This window comes from Caulobacter sp. GW821-FHT10C03 (assembly GCF_059415485.1).
Window position 1 is genome coordinate 108,251 of the sequence record NZ_JBWKNI010000005.1, and the last position, 18,178, is coordinate 126,428.

Here is an 18,178-nt window from a genome sequence, read left to right on the forward strand (position 1 = left end):
CTCCACAAGCGGTTCATCACCGCGCCTCAGGGCGCTTCTAGGCTTCGATCTCGCCCCCACAGGAGATCGCCATGCTGACCGCCGCCCCGCCTGCTTCCGCCCCGTTCGATTCTGGCTGCCAGGTCGAGCTCGACATCGCCGCCGGCCGCTACACCTGGAGCGTCGTGCGCCCCGACGGCATGCGGCTGTCCGGAACCGCCAGCGACCCGGCCTTGGCCCAGAGCCAGACCGCCCTGGCCGCCGTGATGCTCGACGCCTTCGCCTCGCTGAAGCGGCGGCGTTTTTAGGCCCGCGCCCCTCGTCTTCGCCTCGTCTTGGCCATGGGGCGGGTGTAAGCGTCGCCTTCGCTGGTTTCGCAAAGGCCCTTCATGCGCGCGCTTGTTTCCCCCGCCCTGGCTCTGGCCCTGACGCTCGGCGTCTCGGTCGCGGCCCTCTCCTCCGCCCCCGCCCTGGCCGCGCCCGAGAACTACGCGACCATCCGCATGAAGACCGACACCGCATTCCTCAGCCCCGAGGAGCGCAAGGTGGTGAACCTGCTGATCCAGGCCGCCGACCAGATGACGGCCATCTACGACAAGCAGGCGGTCGCCCAGGGCGGCGCCGACGGCCCTGGCCACGGCTTCTATCCGCCGAGCATGACCAAGGCGGAATTCGAGACCTACCTGGCCGCCCATCCCGACCAGAAGACCGCCCTGATGGACGCCTATACGGTGGTCCGTCGCGAGGGCGACAAGCTGGTCGCCGTGCCCTACTCGGTCGCCTACAAGCCCGAGCTGACCAAGGCCGCCGCCCTGCTGGACGAAGCCGCCAAGGTCACCACCAACGCCAGCCTCAAGCGCTTCCTGACCCTGCGCGCGCAATCTTTCCGCTCGAACGACTACTTCCAGTCCGAGATGGCCTGGATGGACCTGGAGGGCACGCCGATCGAGGTCGCCATCGGTCCGTACGAGACCTACACCGACGAGATGATCGGCCAGAAGGCCGCCTTCGAGGCCTTCGTCACCCTGAAGAACCCGACCGAGAGCCAGGCCCTCGACAAGTACAAGGCCTATCTGCGCGACATGGAGGCCAACCTCCCCGTCGCCGACGCCTACAAGAACTTCAAGCGCGGCGGCGCCTCGCCGATCGCCGTGGCCGAGCAGATCCGCGGCGGCGGCGACAATCTGCACGGGCCCCAGACCGTGGCCTTCAACCTGCCCAACGACGAGCGGGTGCGCGAGGCCAAGGGCGCCAAGAAGGTGATCCTGTCCAACGTGCTGGCCGCCAAGTACGAGGGCATTCTCTCGCCCATCGCCTCGCGCGTGTTGGTCGCCGACCAGGCCGCCCTGGTCAGCCAGAAGTACATGACGCTGGAGACCCTGTTCCATGAGCTGTCGCACAGCCTGGGCCCGGGCTCGATCACCGTCGCCGGCCGCGCCACCACCGTCTCGGCCGAGCTGAAGGACATCGCCGGCACCGCCGAAGAGGCCAAGGCCGACGTCATGGGGGCCTGGAACATCCTCTTCATGATGGAGAAGAACGAGATCCCGGCCGCCGAGCGTCCGCAGCTCTTCGCCACCTACACCGCCGGCATCTTCCGCGCCGCTCGCTGGGGCGACGAGGAGGCCCACGGCCGGGGCGCGGCCCTGCAGTACGGCTACCTGAAGTCCAAGGGCGCCTTCGTCTTCGACCCCGTCGCCAAGCGCTACCGCATCGACGACGCCAAGATGGCCGCCGGCATCCGCGACCTGGTGGCCGACATCGTCAAGCTGCAAGGCGACGGCGACTACGCCGGCATGGTCGCCTTCTTCGACCGCTACGCCCACCTCGACGACGACGCCCGCGGCGTGATCGCCACGCTGAAGGACATCCCGGTGGACATCACCCCGGTCTATCCGGCGAAGGTGTGAGATCCAGGCCCCTTCTCCCCTTGCGGGAGAAGGTGGCGGCCGAAGGCCGACGGATGAGGGGTCTCTCAGACATGAGAGACCTCACACAGCCTGACCGCCGCACGAAGCTTCGAGGTTTGAGAGACCCCTCACCCGACCTCGCTCCGCGAGGCCACCCTCTCCCGCAAGGGGAGAGGGACTAGGCGGGAGCGAAATCCACGCCCTGCACCTGGTTCAGGTCGCAGTCGCGGAAGCTGGCCTTGGCCAGGCGGGCGCCGGTGAAGTCGGCGCCGCGCAGGTCGGCGCCGTCGAGGATGGCTTCGGAGAGGTCGGCGGTCTGGACCATGGCGTAGCGCATGCGGGCGGCCGCCAGGTTGGCCTGGGTCTGGCGCTGGGGACCCAGCGGCAGCGGCGACAGATAGGCCTGACGCAGGTCGGCCTTGGTCAGGTTGGCGCCGGTCAGCTTGGCGCCGCGCAGGTCGGCCCCGCGCAGATTGGCCGCGCGCAGGTCGGCGTTCTGCAGGTTCGCGCCCTGCAGCTGGGCGCCGGACAGGTCCATGCCGACCATGCAGGCGCCCTTGGCGGTCATGGCGGTCAGGCGCAGGCCCTTCAGCCGGTCGCCGAGCGGACGCAGGTCTTCGCCGTCGAGGCGGGCCGCCTGCCCTTCCTTGCCGCCGGTCTGGCACCATTGCTGGTTGGCGAGGCAGCGGGCGTAGAGCTCGCGGGCCTTGTTCACCGCTTCCGGCGTCGAGGCCGTCAGGGCGCCGCTCATGTGCGCGCCGCTGGTCCGCGCGGTCGAGGTGTCGACCCCGGCCATCACCGAGCCTTGCAGGTTGGCGCCCTCGAGGTTGGCGCCCTTGATGTCGGCGTTGTCGAGGATCGCCCCGGCGAGGTTGGCTTCCTTCAGGTTGGCGCCCGACAGCTTGGCCCCGCGCAGGGAGCAGTCGGAGAAGTCGGCCTTGAAGGCCGAGACGCCGGTGAACTGCGAGCCGTCGAGGGTCGCGCCCGAGAAGTTGACCTCGTCGACCTCGCCGTTGCGGGTCTCGTGCTTGAGCGTGTCCAGCCCCTTGCGGGGGTGCGGAATGGCGATCTGGCCCTCGCGGAAGTCGGCCTGGGTCAGGTCGGCCTGCGAGAGGTTGGCGCCGCGCAGGCAGGCCCCGCGCAGGTCGGCGCGTTGCAGGCTGGCCTGGCGCAGGTCGGCCTTGCGCAGGTCGCAGCCGAACAGGCTGGCGCGATCCAGCTTGGTGCGCACCATGCGGCAGCCGTCGAGAATCGAGGCCGACAGGTCGGCGTCCGTCAGGTTGCGGAACGACAGGTCCAGGCCCGACAGGTTCATGAACCGCAGCGAGGCGCGCTTGCCGCCTTGCTTGCCGGTCACGAACTTCTCGTGGGCCGTGACGAGCATGTCGAGTTCGGCCTGGCTGAGCTTGCGGCGACCCGCAAGGTTCTGCACGGCGTTCATTGCGGGACCCCCTCCCGACTCTGCGTAAGTCTCTTGAATTTCATCGGATAACAGGAATCGACGAGCGAACGGTTAAGGCCGCGTCTTTTCGTCACATTTCGTCAGATGACGTCGTCCAACCCCCGCGCGCCCAGCCGGATCGCCCCGGTCAGGTCTAGATCCTTGAGGTTGCCGTTGGTGAAGTTGGCGCGCGACAGGTCCGCGCCGGCCAGGCACGCGCCGCGCAGGTCGGCCCGGGCCAGGTCGGCGTTGGTCAGCAGCACGCCGGTCAGGTCGGCCGGCAGCAGCCGGTCCTTGCCGATCAGCAGCGGCCCGAGCTGAGCGTCGCGCAGGTCGGAGCCGGAAAGCTTGGCGCCCTTCAGCCGCGCCCCGCGCAGGTCGGCCCGGCGCAGGTTGCAGGCCCGAAGGTCCGCCCCTTCCAGCTGGGCGCCCTGCATCTGCACGCCTTCCATGTCGAGGCCGTAGAACACCGCGCCCTTGGCCGACAGGGCCGTCAGGTTGAAGCCGCGGATGCTCTTCAGATTGCGCAGGTCCGCCCGGTCGAACGACGACGGCTTGCCCTCGGCCCCGCCGGTCTCGCACCAGCGGGCGTGGTCGGCGATCATCTGCTCGTAGGGCATGTCGGAGACGTCGACGCCCGAGGCCTTGTCGGTCAGCGCCCCTTCCATGCTGGCCCCGGTGACGTTCCAGGACAGGGTTTTCACCCCCACCAGCACGGTGTTGCGCAGGTCGGCGCCGGACAGGTTGGCGCCCGAAAGGTCGGCCCCCGCCATGTTGGCGCCGTTGAAATTGGCCTGCTTGAGGTTGGCGCGCACCAGCTTGGCGTCCTTCAGGATCGCGTCGCTGAAGTCGGCCTTGGTGGCGACGATGCCCGACAGCCGCGAGCGCTCGAGATTGGCCCCCGACAGGTTGGCGCCGGCCGCATAGGCCTCGCGCTGCACCGGCTCGATGATGCGGTAGCCCTTCTCGCGGTCGGCGGCGGCGATCTGGCCTTCGCGCAGGTCGGCCTCGAACATGTCGGCGCCGGTCAGGTTGGCGCCGCGCAGGCTGGAGCCGCGCAGGTCCGAGCGCCGCAGCGAGGAATCGGTCAGGTCCGCTCCCTGCATGTCGGCGCCGTAGAGATTGGCGTTGTCGAGCTTGCAGCGGCGCAAGTCCGCGCCGACCAGCAGCGCGCCGGTGAAGTCGGCGTCGCACAGGTTACGGCCGGCCAGCACCAATCCGGAAAGGTCGCAGAAGGCGAACACCGCGCGCGCGCCGCCGAGCCGAGCCGACCACAGGCGGTCGTGCTTGGCGCAGATCACGTCGACTTCTTGTTGCGTCAGGCGCCGGTGTTCCTGGCCTGCCGCTGCCGGGGTGTTCATGCAAGCTCGCATCGTTTCCCCGAAGGGTACGCCTACTTGATGCGCCCGGCAGCATTAACGTCGTGTTTCCAGGCACTTCCTGCGCGCAGACAAGACCTGAAACGACCTAGGGTTCCTTTCGTCCCCGGACGAAAGGAACCCCGGAAGACCTGAAAGAACGGTTTCAGCCGATGGTCGGCAGCTTCTCGGCGCGGGCCTCGTCGAGGTAGCGGGCGCCCACCGGCTTGAGGTCGGCGTCCAGTTCGATGGCCAGCGGGTTGCCGGTGGGGATCTCGACCTTGACGATCTGGTCATCCGGCACCGCGAACAGGTGCTTGACGATGGCGCGCAGCGAGTTGCCGTGGGCGGCGACCAGGATGTTCTCGCCGGCCTTCAGCTTCGGGGCGATGGCTTCTTCCCAGTAGGGCAGCACGCGGACGAGCGTGGTGGCCAGGCTCTCGGTCGAGGGCAGGTTCGCGCCCTTGTAGCGGCGGTCGCTGGCGAAGTCGTATTCGCCGCCCGGGGCCAGTTCCGGGGGCGGAACATCGTAGGAGCGACGCCAGATGGTGACCTGCTCCTCGCCGTGCTTCTCGGCGGTCTCGGCCTTGTTCAGGCCGGTCAGGCCGCCGTAGTGGCGCTCGTTCAGACGCCAGTCCTTGGTCACCGGCACGAAGCTTTGCGAAGCCGCGTCGAGCGCCAGGTTGCAGGTGCGGATGGCGCGGGTCTGGACCGAGGTGAAGGCCTCGTCGATGTCGAGGCCGGCGGCCTTGATCAGTTCGCCGCCCTTGCGGGCCTGGGCCTCGCCCTCGGCGGTGAGATCCACGTCCACCCAGCCGGTGAAGCGGTTCTCGAGGTTCCACTGGCTCTGGCCGTGGCGAAGCAGGACGAGGACGGGCATCGGAACTCCCTTGATTGGTCCAGCGCGGGCTAAGGCCGCGCGGGGCCGCCGTCAAGCGGCGCGACGCCCTTGCGACGCCAGGCGGCGCAAGGGCGGATGACGCAACGTAAGCATCCAGCCGAGCATCGCCCCTGTCCCGCCACGAACGACGTGCTATAGCCGGACCATGCCCGATCGCATCTTCATGCCCCTCTGCGCGCTCGTCGCCCTGGCGATGATCGCCTTCGCCATGGTCTGGCCGCAGGGCTACGGCGACCGCTCGCCCGGCCCCTTCGGCTCCACGCCCCTGCAGCAGACCCCGGAGATGAAGGCGCTGATCGAACGGGAGAAGGACTCGGCCCGCCGCAGCGACCAACGCCGCCAGCGCGAAGCCGACGCCGCGGCCGCCGCCACCGGCGACCTCGCACAATAGGCGCCCGCCGCGACGCCAAATCTCGATCAACCGTCACATTGATCGATCATCGTCATACGAAGAGGGTGGCAAGCAACCACTCCGACAGCTAAACGCACCCCACCACTCATTGAAGCGAGCTCCTATGTTCTCGACTCCCCGCGCCGATCTGGTTCCGAATACCGCCGCTTATGAAAACGAGCCGCTGGTCAAGGCGACGGGCTTCCGTGAATACGATGCGCGCTGGCTGTTTGGCCCCGAGATCAACTTGCTGGGCATTCAGGCCCTGGGCCTGGGCCTGGGCACCTACATCCAGGAACTGGGCCAGTCGAAGATCGTGGTCGGCCACGACTTCCGCTCCTATTCCTCGTCGATCAAGAACGCCCTGATCCTGGGCCTGCTGAGCGCCGGCTGCGAAGTGCACGACATCGGCCTGGCCCTGTCGCCCACCGCCTATTTCGCCCAGTTCGACCTCGACATCCCGTGCGTGGCCATGGTCACCGCCAGCCACAACGAAAACGGCTGGACCGGCGTGAAGATGGGCGCCCAGAAGCCGCTGACCTTCGGTCCGGACGAGATGGGCAAGCTCAAGGACATCGTCCTGAACGCCAAGTTCGTGGAGCGTGACGGCGGCAAGCTGATCCGCGTCGAAGGCCAGGCCGAGCGCTACATCGCCAATGTCGCCACCCGCGCCCAGATCAGCCGCCCGCTGAAGGTCCTGGCCGCCTGCGGCAACGGCACCGCCGGCGCCTTCGCCGTCGACGCCCTGCAGCGCATGGGCGTGTCGGACGTCGTGGGCATGGACACCGACCTCGACTACACCTTCCCCAAGTACAATCCGAACCCGGAAGATCTGGAAATGCTGCACGAGATGGCCAAGGCCGTCCGTGAGCATGGCGCGGACCTGGCCTTCGGCTTCGACGGCGACGGCGACCGCTGCGGCGTCGTGGACGACGAGGGCGAGGAGATCTTCGCCGACAAGATCGGCCTGATGCTGGCCCGCGACCTGGCCCCGCTGCACCCGGGCGCGACCTTCGTCGTCGACGTCAAGTCGACCGGCCTCTACGCCACCGACCCGATCCTGAAAGAACACGGCTGCAAGGTCATCTACTGGAAGACCGGCCACAGCTACATCAAGCGCAAGAGCGCCGAGACCGGCGCCCTGGCCGGCTTCGAGAAGAGCGGCCACTTCTTCATGAACGCCCCGCTGGGCTACGGCTACGACTGCGGCCTGACCGCCGCCGCCGCCGTGCTGGCCATGCTCGACCGCAACCCGGACAAGAAGCTGTCGGACCTGCGCAAGGCCCTGCCGGTCGCCTTCACCTCGCTGACCATGAGCCCGCACTGCGACGACGAGAAGAAGTACGGCGTCGTCGCCGAGGTGGTGAAGGAATACGAAGACCTGTTCGCCGCCGGCGGCTCGATCCTGGGTCGGAAGATCACCGAGGTGATCACCGTCAACGGCGTGCGCGTCCACCTGGACGATGGCTCGTGGGTGCTGGTCCGCGCCTCGTCGAACAAGCCCGAAGTGGTGGTCGTGGTCGAGAGCACCCAGTCGGAAGACGACATGAAGGCCCTCTTCCACCAGGAAGTGAAGCCGCGCCTGGGCGCTCGCGTCGGCAAGTACAACCAGGAAATCTGATCGGCCCCACGGCCCTGACGAACGAAAGGCCGGGGAGCGATCCCCGGCCTTTTTGTTTTGGCTATTTCCCATTTTTCCATAAGTCTATTCATCGCTGCGCAACGCCGGAAGCGGTTCGATATGCGAAAATATCTCGTCCTGGCCATTTCCATTCCAATCGCAATAGCCATCGTTTGTGTGCTTTCCCCCACATTTGATAAACACGAAGGAACCGCAGCATGGGTTCAAGCGGTCGGGTCAATAGTCGCCATCATGGCTGCAGCATGGATCGCCGGCCGAGACAGCAGGGAAGCCAGGAAGCGCGACACTGAAAAACGTCGACAATTATGGGAAAGCGTCGCGACAATTTCCGAAAACGGCATATCTGCTTTTAAAAAGCTCAATGATGCCTGCCAGACACCCGGAAACCAGAGAGAAAAATTCATTGATAACTATGTGCCGAGCGATTTTGATGTGCCCATTGACGGTCTCACATCCATTCCGCTCCACGAGATCGGCGACACCGCTCTCATAACACATGTTGTGATATTTTTGGGAATATTGAGAAATGTTCAAAAGAAACTTGAAGCAGAATACCAAAATCTAACCAACCCACTCGTTGGATTTAATTTGGATTTCCTGAACAGCCAGAAAACGTCCACTTTTAACGCCTACGCCAATATTTGGCGCACTGTTTACCCAGATCGCGAAATCGACCTCAGAAAATTCGTCTGAGGCCCACCGCCGTCAAACCCGCGCCTCCAAGACCTCGCCGATCCGATCCAGCAACGCCTTGCCCGTGAAGGGCTTCATCACGTAGCCGGCGGCGCCCAGCTGCAGGGCCTGGACGATGCGGTCCAGCCGCCCCTCCCCCGTCAGCATCAGCACCGGGATCTCGGCCCCGCCCGGCGCGGCCTTGAGGCTGCGCAGGGCGTCCAGGCCCGAAAGCCCCGGCATGCGCACGTCGAGCAGGATCAGGGCCGGCGGCGCGGCCTCGACCGCCGACAGCAGGTCCTCCACCGTCGGATAGGTGCGCACGGCGTAGCCGCCGCGCCCAAGCTGGATCTCGACCAGCTCGCGCGTCAGGGCGTCGTCGTCGGCGACATAGATCTGCGGCGGCGTGACCAGCATGGCGTCCCGAAAGGTTAACGTCGTTGCTTACCGCGCCCGGGGAGTCGCGCAAGTGCGCAGACGCACAAACAGCCCTGCTTTGGGGCCGAAGCGCGCTGGCGGGTCAGCGCGTCCCGAAAGTGCGGTCGCCGGCGTCGCCCAGGCCCGGAACGATATAGCCGTGGTCGTTGAGCGAGGCGTCCACCGCCGCGGTCCAGATCTGCACGTCGGGGTGGGCCGCGCGCAGGGTCTCCACGCCCGGGACCGAGGCCAGCAGGCAGACGAACCGCAGGTCGCGCACGCCGCGCTTCTTCAGGAGGTCGATCGCCGCGACGGCCGTGTGGCCGGTGGCCAGCATCGGATCGACGACGATGACCAGGCGGTCGGCGATGTCTTCCGGGGTCTTGAAGTAGTACTCGACGGCCTCGAGGGTCTGCGGATCGCGATAGAGGCCGATGTGGGCCACGCGGGCCGACGGCACGAGGTCGAGCATGCCCTCGGCCATCCCCAGGCCCGCGCGCAGGATCGGGGCGAAGACCAGCTTCTTGCCGGCGATGACCTTGGCCTTGGTCGGGGCGACGGGGGTCTGGATCTCGACCTCGTCCATCGAGAGCTCGCGGGTGACCTCGTAGCAGATCAGGGTCGCGGTCTCGCGCATCAGGGCGCGGAAGGTCTTGGTGGAGGTTTCCTTGTCCCGCATCAGGGTCAGCTTGTGCTGCACCAGCGGGTGATCGACGATCGTGACGCCCTGGGCGGATTGGGTGTTCATGGGCGGCGACATCCTGGTCTTGAAACGGCTTTGCCGCTCAAGTGCCGCCTTCTTGGCCCAAGGCCAAGCGATAATCAGCCGGCCAGGCCGACGATCGTCCTGAAGGCCCACACGGTGCAGGCGATGCAGACCAGCAGCGTCATGAAGTCGGCCATTCCCGACCTCCGCTTCGCTGCTTTGATCTTCTTCGCCACGCCCGCCTCGCTGTCCCCTGCGTGCGAGCATCTTCGCGCATCAGGCTGAACGTGATGCTTCCAAACGCGGTTAAGCCGCCGTTTTCCAAAAGAAAAAGCCGCGCCGCGCTTCCTGGGGGGAGGATGAAGCGCGACGCGGCCGGTACAGCCGGGTCATTGGGGGAGGAACCCGGCCGAGGGTAGTGTGCGAGACCCTCGCCCTTCGACAGGCTCAGGGTGAGGATCTCGAATGCTCGGCCTTGGCCATGGTCCTCATCCTGAGCTTGTCGAAGGACGAGGACCAGGCATCGGGCTTAGCCGTGCAGCTTGATGGCCGCGGCGGCGATCAGTTCGCCCTGGTGGCGGGCGCCGTCCAGGTCGATCTGGGTCGGCGGGCGGCTGCCGTCGCCGCCGGCCACGGTGGTGGCGCCGTAGGGCGCGCCGCCGACGATCTCGTCGTTGTTCATCTGGCCCTGGTGGCTATAGGGCAGGCCGATGATCGTCATGCCGAAGTGCAGCAGGTTGGTGATGATCGAGAACAGGGTGGTTTCCTGGCCGCCGTGCTGGCTGGCGGTCGAGACGAACGCGCCGCCGACCTTGCCGTTCAGCGCGCCGCGGGCCCACAGGCCGCCGGCCTGGTCGAGGAACGCGGCCATCTGCGAGCTCAGGCGGCCGAAACGCGTGCCGGTGCCGATGATGATGGCGTCGTAGTCGGCCAGTTCGGCGACGGTGGCGATCGGGGCTTCCTGGTCGAGCTTGAAGTGAGCGCCCTTGGCGATCTCTTCCGGCACGGTTTCCGGAACGCGCTTGATGTCGACGGTCGCGCCGGTGCTGCGAGCGCCTTCGGCGACGGCCTTGGCCATCGTCTCGATGTGGCCGTACGACGAGTAGTAAAGGACCAGAACCTTGGCCATGGGAGTCTCCTAGAGAAAGCTCAGTCTGAGGTTGGGGAGGAAGACGCGGCGACTGCCGCCGCGTCTTGAAGGTTTAGGCGGCGTCCACCAGCACGAGTTCGGCGTCTTCCAGAGCCTTCACCCGGATGGTGTTCTCGTTGGCGATCGCCGCGCCGTCGCGGGTGTCCAGCGCCACGCCGTTGACTTCGACCTTGCCGGTCGAGGGCACGAGGTAGGCGTGACGGCCGTCGCCCAGCGAATACTCGGTCTCTTCACCGGCCTTCAGCGTCGCGCCCAGGACGCGGGCGTCGGTGCGGATCGGCAGGGCGTCGGTGTCGCCTTCGAAGCCACTGGCCAGGGCCACGAACTTGCCGGAGCGGTCGCCCTTGGGGAACGGCTTGGCGCCCCAGGCGGGCGGCTCGCCGCCGCGGTCCGGAATGATCCAGATCTGGAAGATCTTGGTCACGCCCGGCTCGAGGTTGTACTCCGAGTGGCGGATGCCGGTGCCGGCGCTCATCACCTGCACGTCGCCGGCTTCGGTGCGACCCTTGTTGCCCAGGCTGTCCTGGTGGGTGATCGCCCCCTCGCGGACATAGGTGATGATCTCCATGTCGTTGTGCGGGTGCGGCGGGAAGCCGGTGCCGGCGGCGATGGTGTCGTCGTTCCAGACCCGCAGGGCGCCCCAGTGGACGCGCTTGGGATCATGGTAGCCGGCGAACGAGAAGTGGTGCTTGGCGTCGAGCCAACCGTGATTGGCGCCGCCCAGGCTGTCGAACTTGCGAACTTCGATCATGTCGATCTCCCGGTGTGTCAGGTGGGGAAGCCGTGCCGGCGTCTCCGTTGACGAGGAAGATGGAGACAGATCGCCTGATCCGAAATAGAAATGGTCGAAAGAAACCATTTCCAAAAACGACATGATGAAACTCCCCGACTTCGAGGCCTGGGCCGTGTTCGCCAAGGTGGCCGAAACCGGCTCGTTCGCCCGGGCCGCCAAGGACCTGGGTCTGTCGAACGCCACCGTCTCCAAGGCCGTGTCACGCCTGGAGCAGCGGCTGGGCGCCACCCTCTTCCACCGCACCTCGCGCCGGCTGTCGCTGACCGACAGCGGCCAGAGCTCGCTGGAGGCCGCCAGCCGCCTGCTGGCCGACGGCGAGACCCTGGAGCTGGAGGCCTCGGCCCAGTCGGCCGTGCCGCGCGGCCTCGTGCGGATGGCCGCGCCGATGTCGTTCGGGATCGGTTATCTCGGCCCTGCCCTCTCGGACTTCTTCGCGCTCTATCCCGAGGTGTCGGTCGAGCTGTCGCTGTCGGACCAGCTGGTCGACATCGTCGAGGACGGCTTCGATCTGGCCCTGCGGATCTCGGCCCTGGAGGATTCCAGCCTGCTGGCCCGTCGCCTCTGCCCGGTGCGGGTGATGCTGGTCGGCTCGCCCGACTATTTCGACCGTCATGGCCGGCCCCAGCATCCGAAAGATCTGACCGGCCACCGCGCCCTCTTCTACACCGGCGGCCGCTCGCGCGACGCCTGGCGGTTCGAGCACGCTCAGCAGGGCCAATACGCCATCAGCGTGCCGGCCCAGCTGCGCGCCAACAACGCCGACGTCTTCCGCGCCCTGCTGCTGGAGGGCCAGGCCCTGGCCATGCAGCCCGACTTCATGGTCTGGAACGACGTCGCCGACGGCAAGCTGGAGCAGGTCCTGGCCGACTGGACCCCGCCCCCGATCGCCATGCACCTGGTCACCCCGCCCAGCGCCATCCGCCCAGCCAGGGTGCGGGTGCTGATGGAGTTCCTGGCCGAACGGCTGGCGAAAGCGCCGTGGCTGGGGTGAGCGAAACGCCTCTGGAACTTCCGGGCGACCGCTGCTAGGAAGTCGCCTCTTCGCTTCGCCCCCGGGCAAGCAGCGAAGCGCGGGCGTGGTGAAACTGGTAGACGCGCCGGACTCAAAATCCGGTTCCGAAAGGAGTGTCGGTTCGACCCCGACCGCCCGCACCAGCTTATCTGACAAGGGTTTGTGTCGTCAGGCGGCAGTTCGCCATGACGAGGCGCGCCAGTGGCTCGGATCGACAGTCACCAGCCTGCCACCCCCACATCCGTCCTTCCCCGCGAAGGCGGGGACCCAAGCTGACTTTCAGGAGAAGGCCAGGCTGCGGATCATCTGTGGAGTCGGCTTGGATCCCCGCCTTCGCGGGGATGCTCGGTGAAAATCGACTCAAGCTCTTGGATATCGACCAAGCCTCAGACGCCCTTCAGCCAGACCCTCACCAGCCACGCCGCGCCGTCGTCCTCGACGAAGTCCGTCGCCCAGGCCAGCACGTCGGGATGGGTGATCCAGAACCCGTAGGGCGGCGCGTGGCCGGTGTTCTCGAAGCTCAGGTCATGCGCGCGGTCTTCCGGCACATCGGCGTTGGGCATGGCCCACTGCTCTTCCGGCGGCGGTTCCATGGCGTCGACGAAGTGCAGGCTCGCCCGCAGCAGGCCAGCCTCCGACGCATCGGTCGCCACCTCGCGCGTCGCCGGATGGCGTCGCAGGAACGCGACGCCGGCGTCATTGGTCAGGACGATGGGCTTCAGGGCGGAAAGCGGGGTGGTCATGGCGGCAAACTAGTCGAGCCCGCCGGCAGGCGCCAGCCGACCCCGTGGGCGAGATCGAGCCGCGCACGATCACGCCGCCAGTACGAGACGGTTTTGTCGATCGATCAGCTGAGAACTTGAAAGACTAGTCGAGATCTTCCTCGGCCGTCGCGGGCGCTTCGCGCCAATTGCGGACCAGAATCACGCCGCCCCAAACCACGACGCCGACCGCCAACGCAATCAGCGCCGGCCATTGGACCAGTTCCATTCGTTTCTCTCCCCTTATTTTTCTCGATGCAATCACAGCTTGACGAACGGCGCTACTGGGTTTGATCGTATGGGGGCGAATTCGAAGATCGGCGTTCGACCTTCAGAGCCCTCTCTCTTTGAGAGAGGGAGGGGCCCGCCGCCGCAGGCGGTGGGAGGGTGAGAGGTAACAAACTCTCCGAAAAGACACCGTCGAGGCGTCATGACGACCTCCGGGGCTGACCACCATGGAGCCATGCTTCCGGAAAGGTCTTCCGACCAGAAACCGCGAGCGCTTTGGGTGAAAGAGGCCGAGATCCTGACGGCCGACGGTGAAACCTCTCACCCTCCCACCGCTTCGCGGCGGGCCCCTCCCTCTCTCTCAGAGAGAGGGAATCTAGCCCCCTACCCCGCCGACCGCAGCCCCTCGGCGTCCGCGGCCACGTCCCGCTCCGTCGCCAGATAGCCCGCCACCGCCTCGCCCGGCATCGGCCGCGCGAACAGGAAGCCCTGCACCACGCGGCAGCCCAGAGGCTGGAGCAGCACCAGCTGCTCGGGGGTCTCCACGCCTTCGATGACGCAGTCGAGGCCCAGGTTGCGGCAGAGGTCGAGGATGGTCTTGACGATGGCGCGGCGCTTGTCGGCCGCCTCCAGGCCGCGCATGAAACTGCCGTCGATCTTCAGCTTGTCGATCGGCAGGCGGTGCACGTAGCTGAGGCTGGAATAGCCGGCCCCGAAGTCGTCGAGCGCGATGCGCACGCCCAGCGCCTTCAGCGCCGCCAGCGAGCGGGCCGCCTGATCGAAGTCGCGCATGACGGCGGTCTCGGTGACCTCCAGATCGATGCGCCCGGGATCGACGCCGCTGGCCTGGATGATCTCGATGATCCGAGCGATCTGGTGCGGCGAGGCGATGTCGCGGACCGACAGGTTGAACGACAGCCGGATGTCCTCGGGCCAGGTCGCCGCCGCGTCCAGGGCCCAGCCCAGCAGCACCGGCGACATCCGCGCGATCAGGCCCGAACGCTCGGCCACCGGCACGAAGTCGCCCGGCGAGACGACGCCCAGGGTCGGGCTGGTCCAGCGGGCCAGGGCCTCGAAGCCGATGGTGCGCTCGTCGCGGATATCGACCAGCGGCTGGAAGGCCAGGCGGAACTCGGCGTCCATGTCGGCGTGGCGCAGGGCCTGCTCGATCAGGCCGGCGGTCTTGATCGCCGTCTCGTGGTCGGCCGAGAACACCACCGCCGCGCCCCGGATGTTCTGCTTGGCGTGATAGAGGGCGTAGTCAGCGCGCTCGTAGAGCAGGTTGGGCGCGCTGGCGGCCTGCGGATAGACCGCGAAGCCCACCGAGCCAGAGACCTGGGCCGTGACGCCCGGGAAGCAGTAGGGCTCGCGCAAGGCCGCGCAGAGGTCCGCGCCCAGGCGTTGCAGGGCTTCGGGATCGAGGTCGGCCTCGATGATCAGGCCGTATTCGTCGCCGCCCAGCCGGGCCACGAACAGCGGCTGGCCATGGTCGCGGGCCAGGCGCTCGCCCGCCTCGACCAGCACGCGATCCCCGACCGCATGGCCATAGGCGTCGTTGACCGGCTTGAAGCCGTCGAGATCGATCACCCCGACGGCGAAGCGGCGGCCCTGCGCGGCGGCCTCGTCGGTCACCCGCTGCAGGCGCGAGAAGAACTGCCGGCGATTGGGCAGGCCGGTCAGGCCGTCCATGTTGGCCAGGCGCAGATAGTCGTCGCTGAGGCTCTGGATCTCGGCCTGCCGCTCTTCCAGCCCCCGCTGGCTTTCGACCAGGTTGGAGAAGTCGCGATACGAGATCAGCAGGATGACCAGCATGGCCACCGCCACCAGGGCCATGTTGAAGCCGATGGCGGTCAGCACCGGATTGCCGCTGGCCAGCAGGAAGACGGTGATCGGCCCGACGACGATGCCGGTCAGCAGGAAGGCCGCCGCCCGCATGTGCATCAGGCAGAACACGCAGCCGATGGCCGTGATGGCCATGTAGAACACCACGTGCGCCTTGGCGAAGGCGTCGCCATAGGGAAACAGGCTGAACGACCACAGGGTGAAGCCCAGGCCCAGCAGCCCGGCGAAGACCAGGGTCTGACGCAGCAGGCGCTTGGCGGAAGCCTGGTCGATGGCGGTCTTGCGGGCCCGCCACCAGGTCACCAGCCGGACCAGGCTGGCCACGGTCAGCAGGCCAGGAAAGCCCAGGGTCAGCAGCAGCGGCGCGTCGCGAAGGTGGGTCGCCGACAGGGCGATCGTGTTGACCAGCACCAGCGCGTACATCATCGGCACCTGCCTGGAGAAGGCGCGCACCTGCGCCTTCATCAGTTCAGGGGTCGAGGGTACGGGGCGGAACCAGGGCAATCGGAACATCGCGGCGGCTGCGGGACGAGAACCGCCACCTCTGCGCCCCGTAGGTTTAAGGCTTGCTTATCAGAGGCTTGCGGCGGGCCGCGTCGCTACGCCGCAGCTAAAGCCAAGCTCTAGAGCCGGCGATAGCCCGCCACCCGCCGCGCCCAGGTCGGGTGATCGTCGATGGCCATATCGTCCGGCAGGCCCGGCGCCAGCGACTCCGCCTCCAGCACCCAGCGGGCGGCGTCGGCGTAGCGGTCGGCCCGGCCGTAGCGCACAACGTCGTCGACCATGGCCCGCAGCAGCACGGTGGCGGCCAGCGGATGGCGGTGCTCCAGCAGGCGAACGGCAGGCTCCAGCACCTCGGGCCGGTCGCCGTGCAGGGCCGGTCCGCGCTCCATGACCAGCCGCGCCGCCCCGGCCGCCGAGGGCCAGGCGGTCAGGAAGGCCAGCGCCTTGTAAGGGTCGGGATAGGCCTGGGCGTAGTCCAGCGCCTGGTCCTCGGCCTCGACGTCCTCGAAGTCGGGCAGGCCCTTGAGGAAGGCCCGCAGCATCTCGACCGACAGGGTGGCCTTGAAGCCCGCCCAGCGCACGGCCTGGGCCTCCAGCGGCTCGCCGGCCGCTTCCAGGGCGGCGATGCGGGCCTCGTTCCAGGCCACGGCCCCGACATCGGCCTGCTCGACGATCCCCGGGCCGGGCGCCGAGACGTCCAGCGCCGCCAGGGCGTCGGCGATGCGGCCGACGGCCAGGTAGCGGCGAGCGAGCTGGGCGCCGATCGGCGGCAGCACCAGTTGCGAGGCCGTGAACAGGTCCGCGAAACCCTCGACGTCGCCTTCCAAATCGGCCAGCACCTGAGCCGCGGCGCGCAGGCGCGGGTCGGGACGGCGCTGGGCGGCCAGGCGCTCGCGCACCTTGCCCCGCAACACGGCCACGGCGTCGCCGGCCAGGGCCGGAGCGGCGGCGCGCAGCAGGTCGACCGACAGCTTGGTGGACGCTCCCTCGACGAAGGCCAGCAGGGCGTCGGCCAGCGAGCGGCTGTCCAGCGTCAGAGCCTTGGGCGACAGGGCCGCGACGTCCACGACCGCCTGGTCGAACACCGCCTGCAGTTCACCCTTGGGATCCTTGATCCGGCCTTCCAGGTCTTCCGACACCCGAACCAGCCGCACCAGCACCGGCACGGCGAGATTGGGATCCAGCTCGCCCAGCCGTCCCGCCGCCGAGGCGCGATGGGCGTCGAGATCGCGGACGAACTCCTTGAACTTGCGCCAGTTGATGCGGGCGCGGCTGTCGGCGATGGCGTCGATGCGCTTGTCGATCTCGGCCGCCAGGTCGGCAGCCCCCACCTCGCCCAGCAGGGCCAGCTTCAGCCGGCGCTTGATGGCCGCGTGGCCCTCGGCCACCTCCATCAGCAGCTCGGCCAGAGCCTCGGGGCCCAGGTGCGCCAGGTTGGCCGCGTTCACCGACTTGCGCGGCGCGGCCTTCTTGACGGCTTTCGGCTTGGGTTCGGCCAATCCGCGCTCCCCGACCTAGTGCGCCTTCTTGCGCGGAATGAAGTGCAGCACGCCGGCGATGACGCCGCCGATCACCAGGCCGACCACCGCCGAAGCCAGCGCCATGGCCAGCCAGCCGGTCACCGGCCCGATCACCGGAACCAGGCCGGCCCAGTGCTGCAGCCCCTCGACCCAGGCCGGGATCGGCGTCAGGTGGAAGTGGTGCAGGCCGTGCACGATGATGCCGCCGCCGACCCACAGCATGGCCGCCGTGCCGATATAGCCCAGGCTGCTCATCACCACCGGCATGGCCTTGACCAGCCCGCGGCCGAACTTCTGCGTCGCCGCGCGCGGGCTCTTGGCCATGTGCAGGCCGATGTCGTCCATCTTCACGATCAGCCCGACCACGCCATAGACCAGCACGGTGATCACCACCCCGACGATGGCCAGGGCCGCGGCCTGGATCAGGATCGGCTTGCCCGACACGTCGGCCAGAGCGATGGCCATGATCTCGGCCGACAGGATGAGGTCGGTGCGGATGGCCCCGCCGACCTTTTCCTTCTCAAGCTCCGGACCGCTGAGCGCCAGTTCCTCGGTCTCCACGGCCTCGTCGTGGTGGATGAATATCTCGAGGATCTTCTCGGTCGCCTCGAAGGCCAGATAGGCCCCGCCCAGCATCAGGATCGGCGTCACCAGCCACGGCGCGAAGGCGCTGAGCACCAGCGCGCCCGGCAGCAGGAACAAGAGCTTGTTGCGCAGCGAGCCGACGGCGATCTTGGCCACGATCGGCAGTTCGCGGTCGGGCGTGAAGCCCATCGCGTAGCCCGGGGTCACGGCCGCGTCGTCGACCACCACGCCCACGGCCTTGGTCCCCGCCTTGCCGGCGGCGGCCCCGACGTCGTCGATCGAGGCGGCGGCGATCTTGGCGATGCCGGCGACGTCATCCAGGAGCGCGACGAGACCCGAGGGCATGAAGGAACCTTGTCAGATGCG

Annotated in this window: 18 protein-coding genes and 1 tRNA gene; 7 read left to right on the forward strand and 12 right to left on the reverse strand. The window is 67.6% G+C overall.

All coding sequences use genetic code 11. The features are described 5' to 3' along the window. The first annotated feature begins 71 nt into the window (after positions 1-71). A complete protein-coding gene (locus AC07NG_RS08145) occupies positions 72-287 on the forward strand; it encodes a hypothetical protein (RefSeq protein WP_494593210.1) in 216 nt (71 codons plus the stop codon). Between the two features lie 81 nt (positions 288-368). Continuing rightward, positions 369-1,889, forward strand: coding sequence for a DUF8614 domain-containing protein (locus AC07NG_RS08150; protein ID WP_494593212.1), 1,521 nt, complete (start codon positions 369-371; stop codon positions 1,887-1,889). A gap of 178 nt (positions 1,890-2,067) precedes the next feature. Here AC07NG_RS08150 and AC07NG_RS08155 read toward each other — a convergent pair whose 3' ends face one another. The 3 genes from AC07NG_RS08155 to gpmA form a co-directional block, all read right to left on the reverse strand. Next, positions 2,068-3,330: a pentapeptide repeat-containing protein gene (locus tag AC07NG_RS08155; RefSeq protein WP_492854688.1), complete on the reverse strand. Its 1,263-nt coding sequence runs from the start codon at positions 3,328-3,330 to the stop codon at positions 2,068-2,070. 101 nt (positions 3,331-3,431) lie between these two features. Then, on the reverse strand, positions 3,432-4,691 hold the full coding sequence (locus AC07NG_RS08160; RefSeq protein ID WP_487292539.1) for a pentapeptide repeat-containing protein: 1,260 nt from the start codon (positions 4,689-4,691) through the stop codon (positions 3,432-3,434). Positions 4,692-4,854: 163 nt separating this feature from the next. After that, the gene (gene gpmA, locus AC07NG_RS08165) at positions 4,855-5,568 is read right to left on the reverse strand and encodes a 2,3-diphosphoglycerate-dependent phosphoglycerate mutase (protein WP_487292540.1); all 714 of its coding nucleotides are present in this window, start codon (positions 5,566-5,568) and stop codon (positions 4,855-4,857) included. Between the two features lie 166 nt (positions 5,569-5,734). Between gpmA and AC07NG_RS08170 the strand changes: the two genes are divergently transcribed. From AC07NG_RS08170 to AC07NG_RS08180, 3 genes are all read left to right on the forward strand, one after another. Further along, positions 5,735-5,980, forward strand: coding sequence for a hypothetical protein (locus tag AC07NG_RS08170; RefSeq protein ID WP_487292541.1), 246 nt, complete (start codon positions 5,735-5,737; stop codon positions 5,978-5,980). Positions 5,981-6,104: 124 nt separating this feature from the next. Then, positions 6,105-7,601, forward strand: a complete 1,497-nt coding sequence (locus AC07NG_RS08175) for a phosphomannomutase/phosphoglucomutase (protein WP_494593215.1) — start codon at positions 6,105-6,107, stop codon at positions 7,599-7,601. A 120-nt stretch (positions 7,602-7,721) separates the two neighbouring features. Further along, positions 7,722-8,315, forward strand: a complete 594-nt coding sequence (locus tag AC07NG_RS08180; RefSeq protein WP_494593217.1) for a hypothetical protein — start codon at positions 7,722-7,724, stop codon at positions 8,313-8,315. A 12-nt stretch (positions 8,316-8,327) separates the two neighbouring features. On the opposite strand, the gene AC07NG_RS08185 is transcribed toward AC07NG_RS08180, so the two are convergent. From AC07NG_RS08185 to AC07NG_RS08200, 4 genes are all read right to left on the reverse strand, one after another. After that, positions 8,328-8,711 carry a response regulator gene (locus tag AC07NG_RS08185; RefSeq protein ID WP_494593219.1) on the reverse strand — a complete coding sequence of 128 codons (384 nt, stop codon included), beginning with the start codon at positions 8,709-8,711 and terminating at the stop codon, positions 8,328-8,330. 103 nt (positions 8,712-8,814) lie between these two features. Continuing rightward, positions 8,815-9,459, reverse strand: a complete 645-nt coding sequence (upp, locus tag AC07NG_RS08190; protein WP_492854690.1) for a uracil phosphoribosyltransferase — start codon at positions 9,457-9,459, stop codon at positions 8,815-8,817. Positions 9,460-9,946: 487 nt separating this feature from the next. Continuing rightward, positions 9,947-10,546: an NAD(P)H:quinone oxidoreductase gene (gene wrbA / locus AC07NG_RS08195; protein ID WP_494593221.1), complete on the reverse strand. Its 600-nt coding sequence runs from the start codon at positions 10,544-10,546 to the stop codon at positions 9,947-9,949. Between the two features lie 73 nt (positions 10,547-10,619). Continuing rightward, the gene (locus AC07NG_RS08200) at positions 10,620-11,318 is read right to left on the reverse strand and encodes a pirin family protein (protein WP_110119677.1); all 699 of its coding nucleotides are present in this window, start codon (positions 11,316-11,318) and stop codon (positions 10,620-10,622) included. A 124-nt stretch (positions 11,319-11,442) separates the two neighbouring features. Between AC07NG_RS08200 and AC07NG_RS08205 the strand changes: the two genes are divergently transcribed. Both AC07NG_RS08205 and AC07NG_RS08210 read left to right on the forward strand, forming a co-directional pair. After that, on the forward strand, positions 11,443-12,351 hold the full coding sequence (locus AC07NG_RS08205) for a LysR family transcriptional regulator (protein ID WP_494593224.1): 909 nt from the start codon (positions 11,443-11,445) through the stop codon (positions 12,349-12,351). Positions 12,352-12,430: 79 nt separating this feature from the next. Further along, positions 12,431-12,515 (forward strand) — tRNA-Leu (locus AC07NG_RS08210). Positions 12,516-12,758: 243 nt separating this feature from the next. Here AC07NG_RS08210 and AC07NG_RS08215 read toward each other — a convergent pair. The 5 genes from AC07NG_RS08215 to AC07NG_RS08235 all read right to left on the reverse strand — a co-directional run bounded on the left by AC07NG_RS08215 (position 12,759) and on the right by AC07NG_RS08235 (position 18,157). Further along, entirely contained in the window at positions 12,759-13,115 is a 357-nt protein-coding gene (locus tag AC07NG_RS08215; RefSeq protein WP_494593226.1) for a hypothetical protein, read from the reverse strand. A gap of 124 nt (positions 13,116-13,239) precedes the next feature. Further along, positions 13,240-13,362, reverse strand: coding sequence for a hypothetical protein (locus AC07NG_RS08220; RefSeq protein WP_487292547.1), 123 nt, complete (start codon positions 13,360-13,362; stop codon positions 13,240-13,242). Between the two features lie 383 nt (positions 13,363-13,745). Further along, a complete protein-coding gene (locus tag AC07NG_RS08225) occupies positions 13,746-15,716 on the reverse strand; it encodes a putative bifunctional diguanylate cyclase/phosphodiesterase (RefSeq protein ID WP_494593228.1) in 1,971 nt (656 codons plus the stop codon). 110 nt (positions 15,717-15,826) lie between these two features. After that, positions 15,827-17,206, reverse strand: coding sequence for a DUF6880 family protein (locus tag AC07NG_RS08230; RefSeq protein WP_494593230.1), 1,380 nt, complete (start codon positions 17,204-17,206; stop codon positions 15,827-15,829). Between the two features lie 15 nt (positions 17,207-17,221). Further along, positions 17,222-18,157, reverse strand: a complete 936-nt coding sequence (locus tag AC07NG_RS08235) for a DUF808 domain-containing protein (protein WP_494593232.1) — start codon at positions 18,155-18,157, stop codon at positions 17,222-17,224. Positions 18,158-18,178 lie beyond the last annotated feature (21 nt).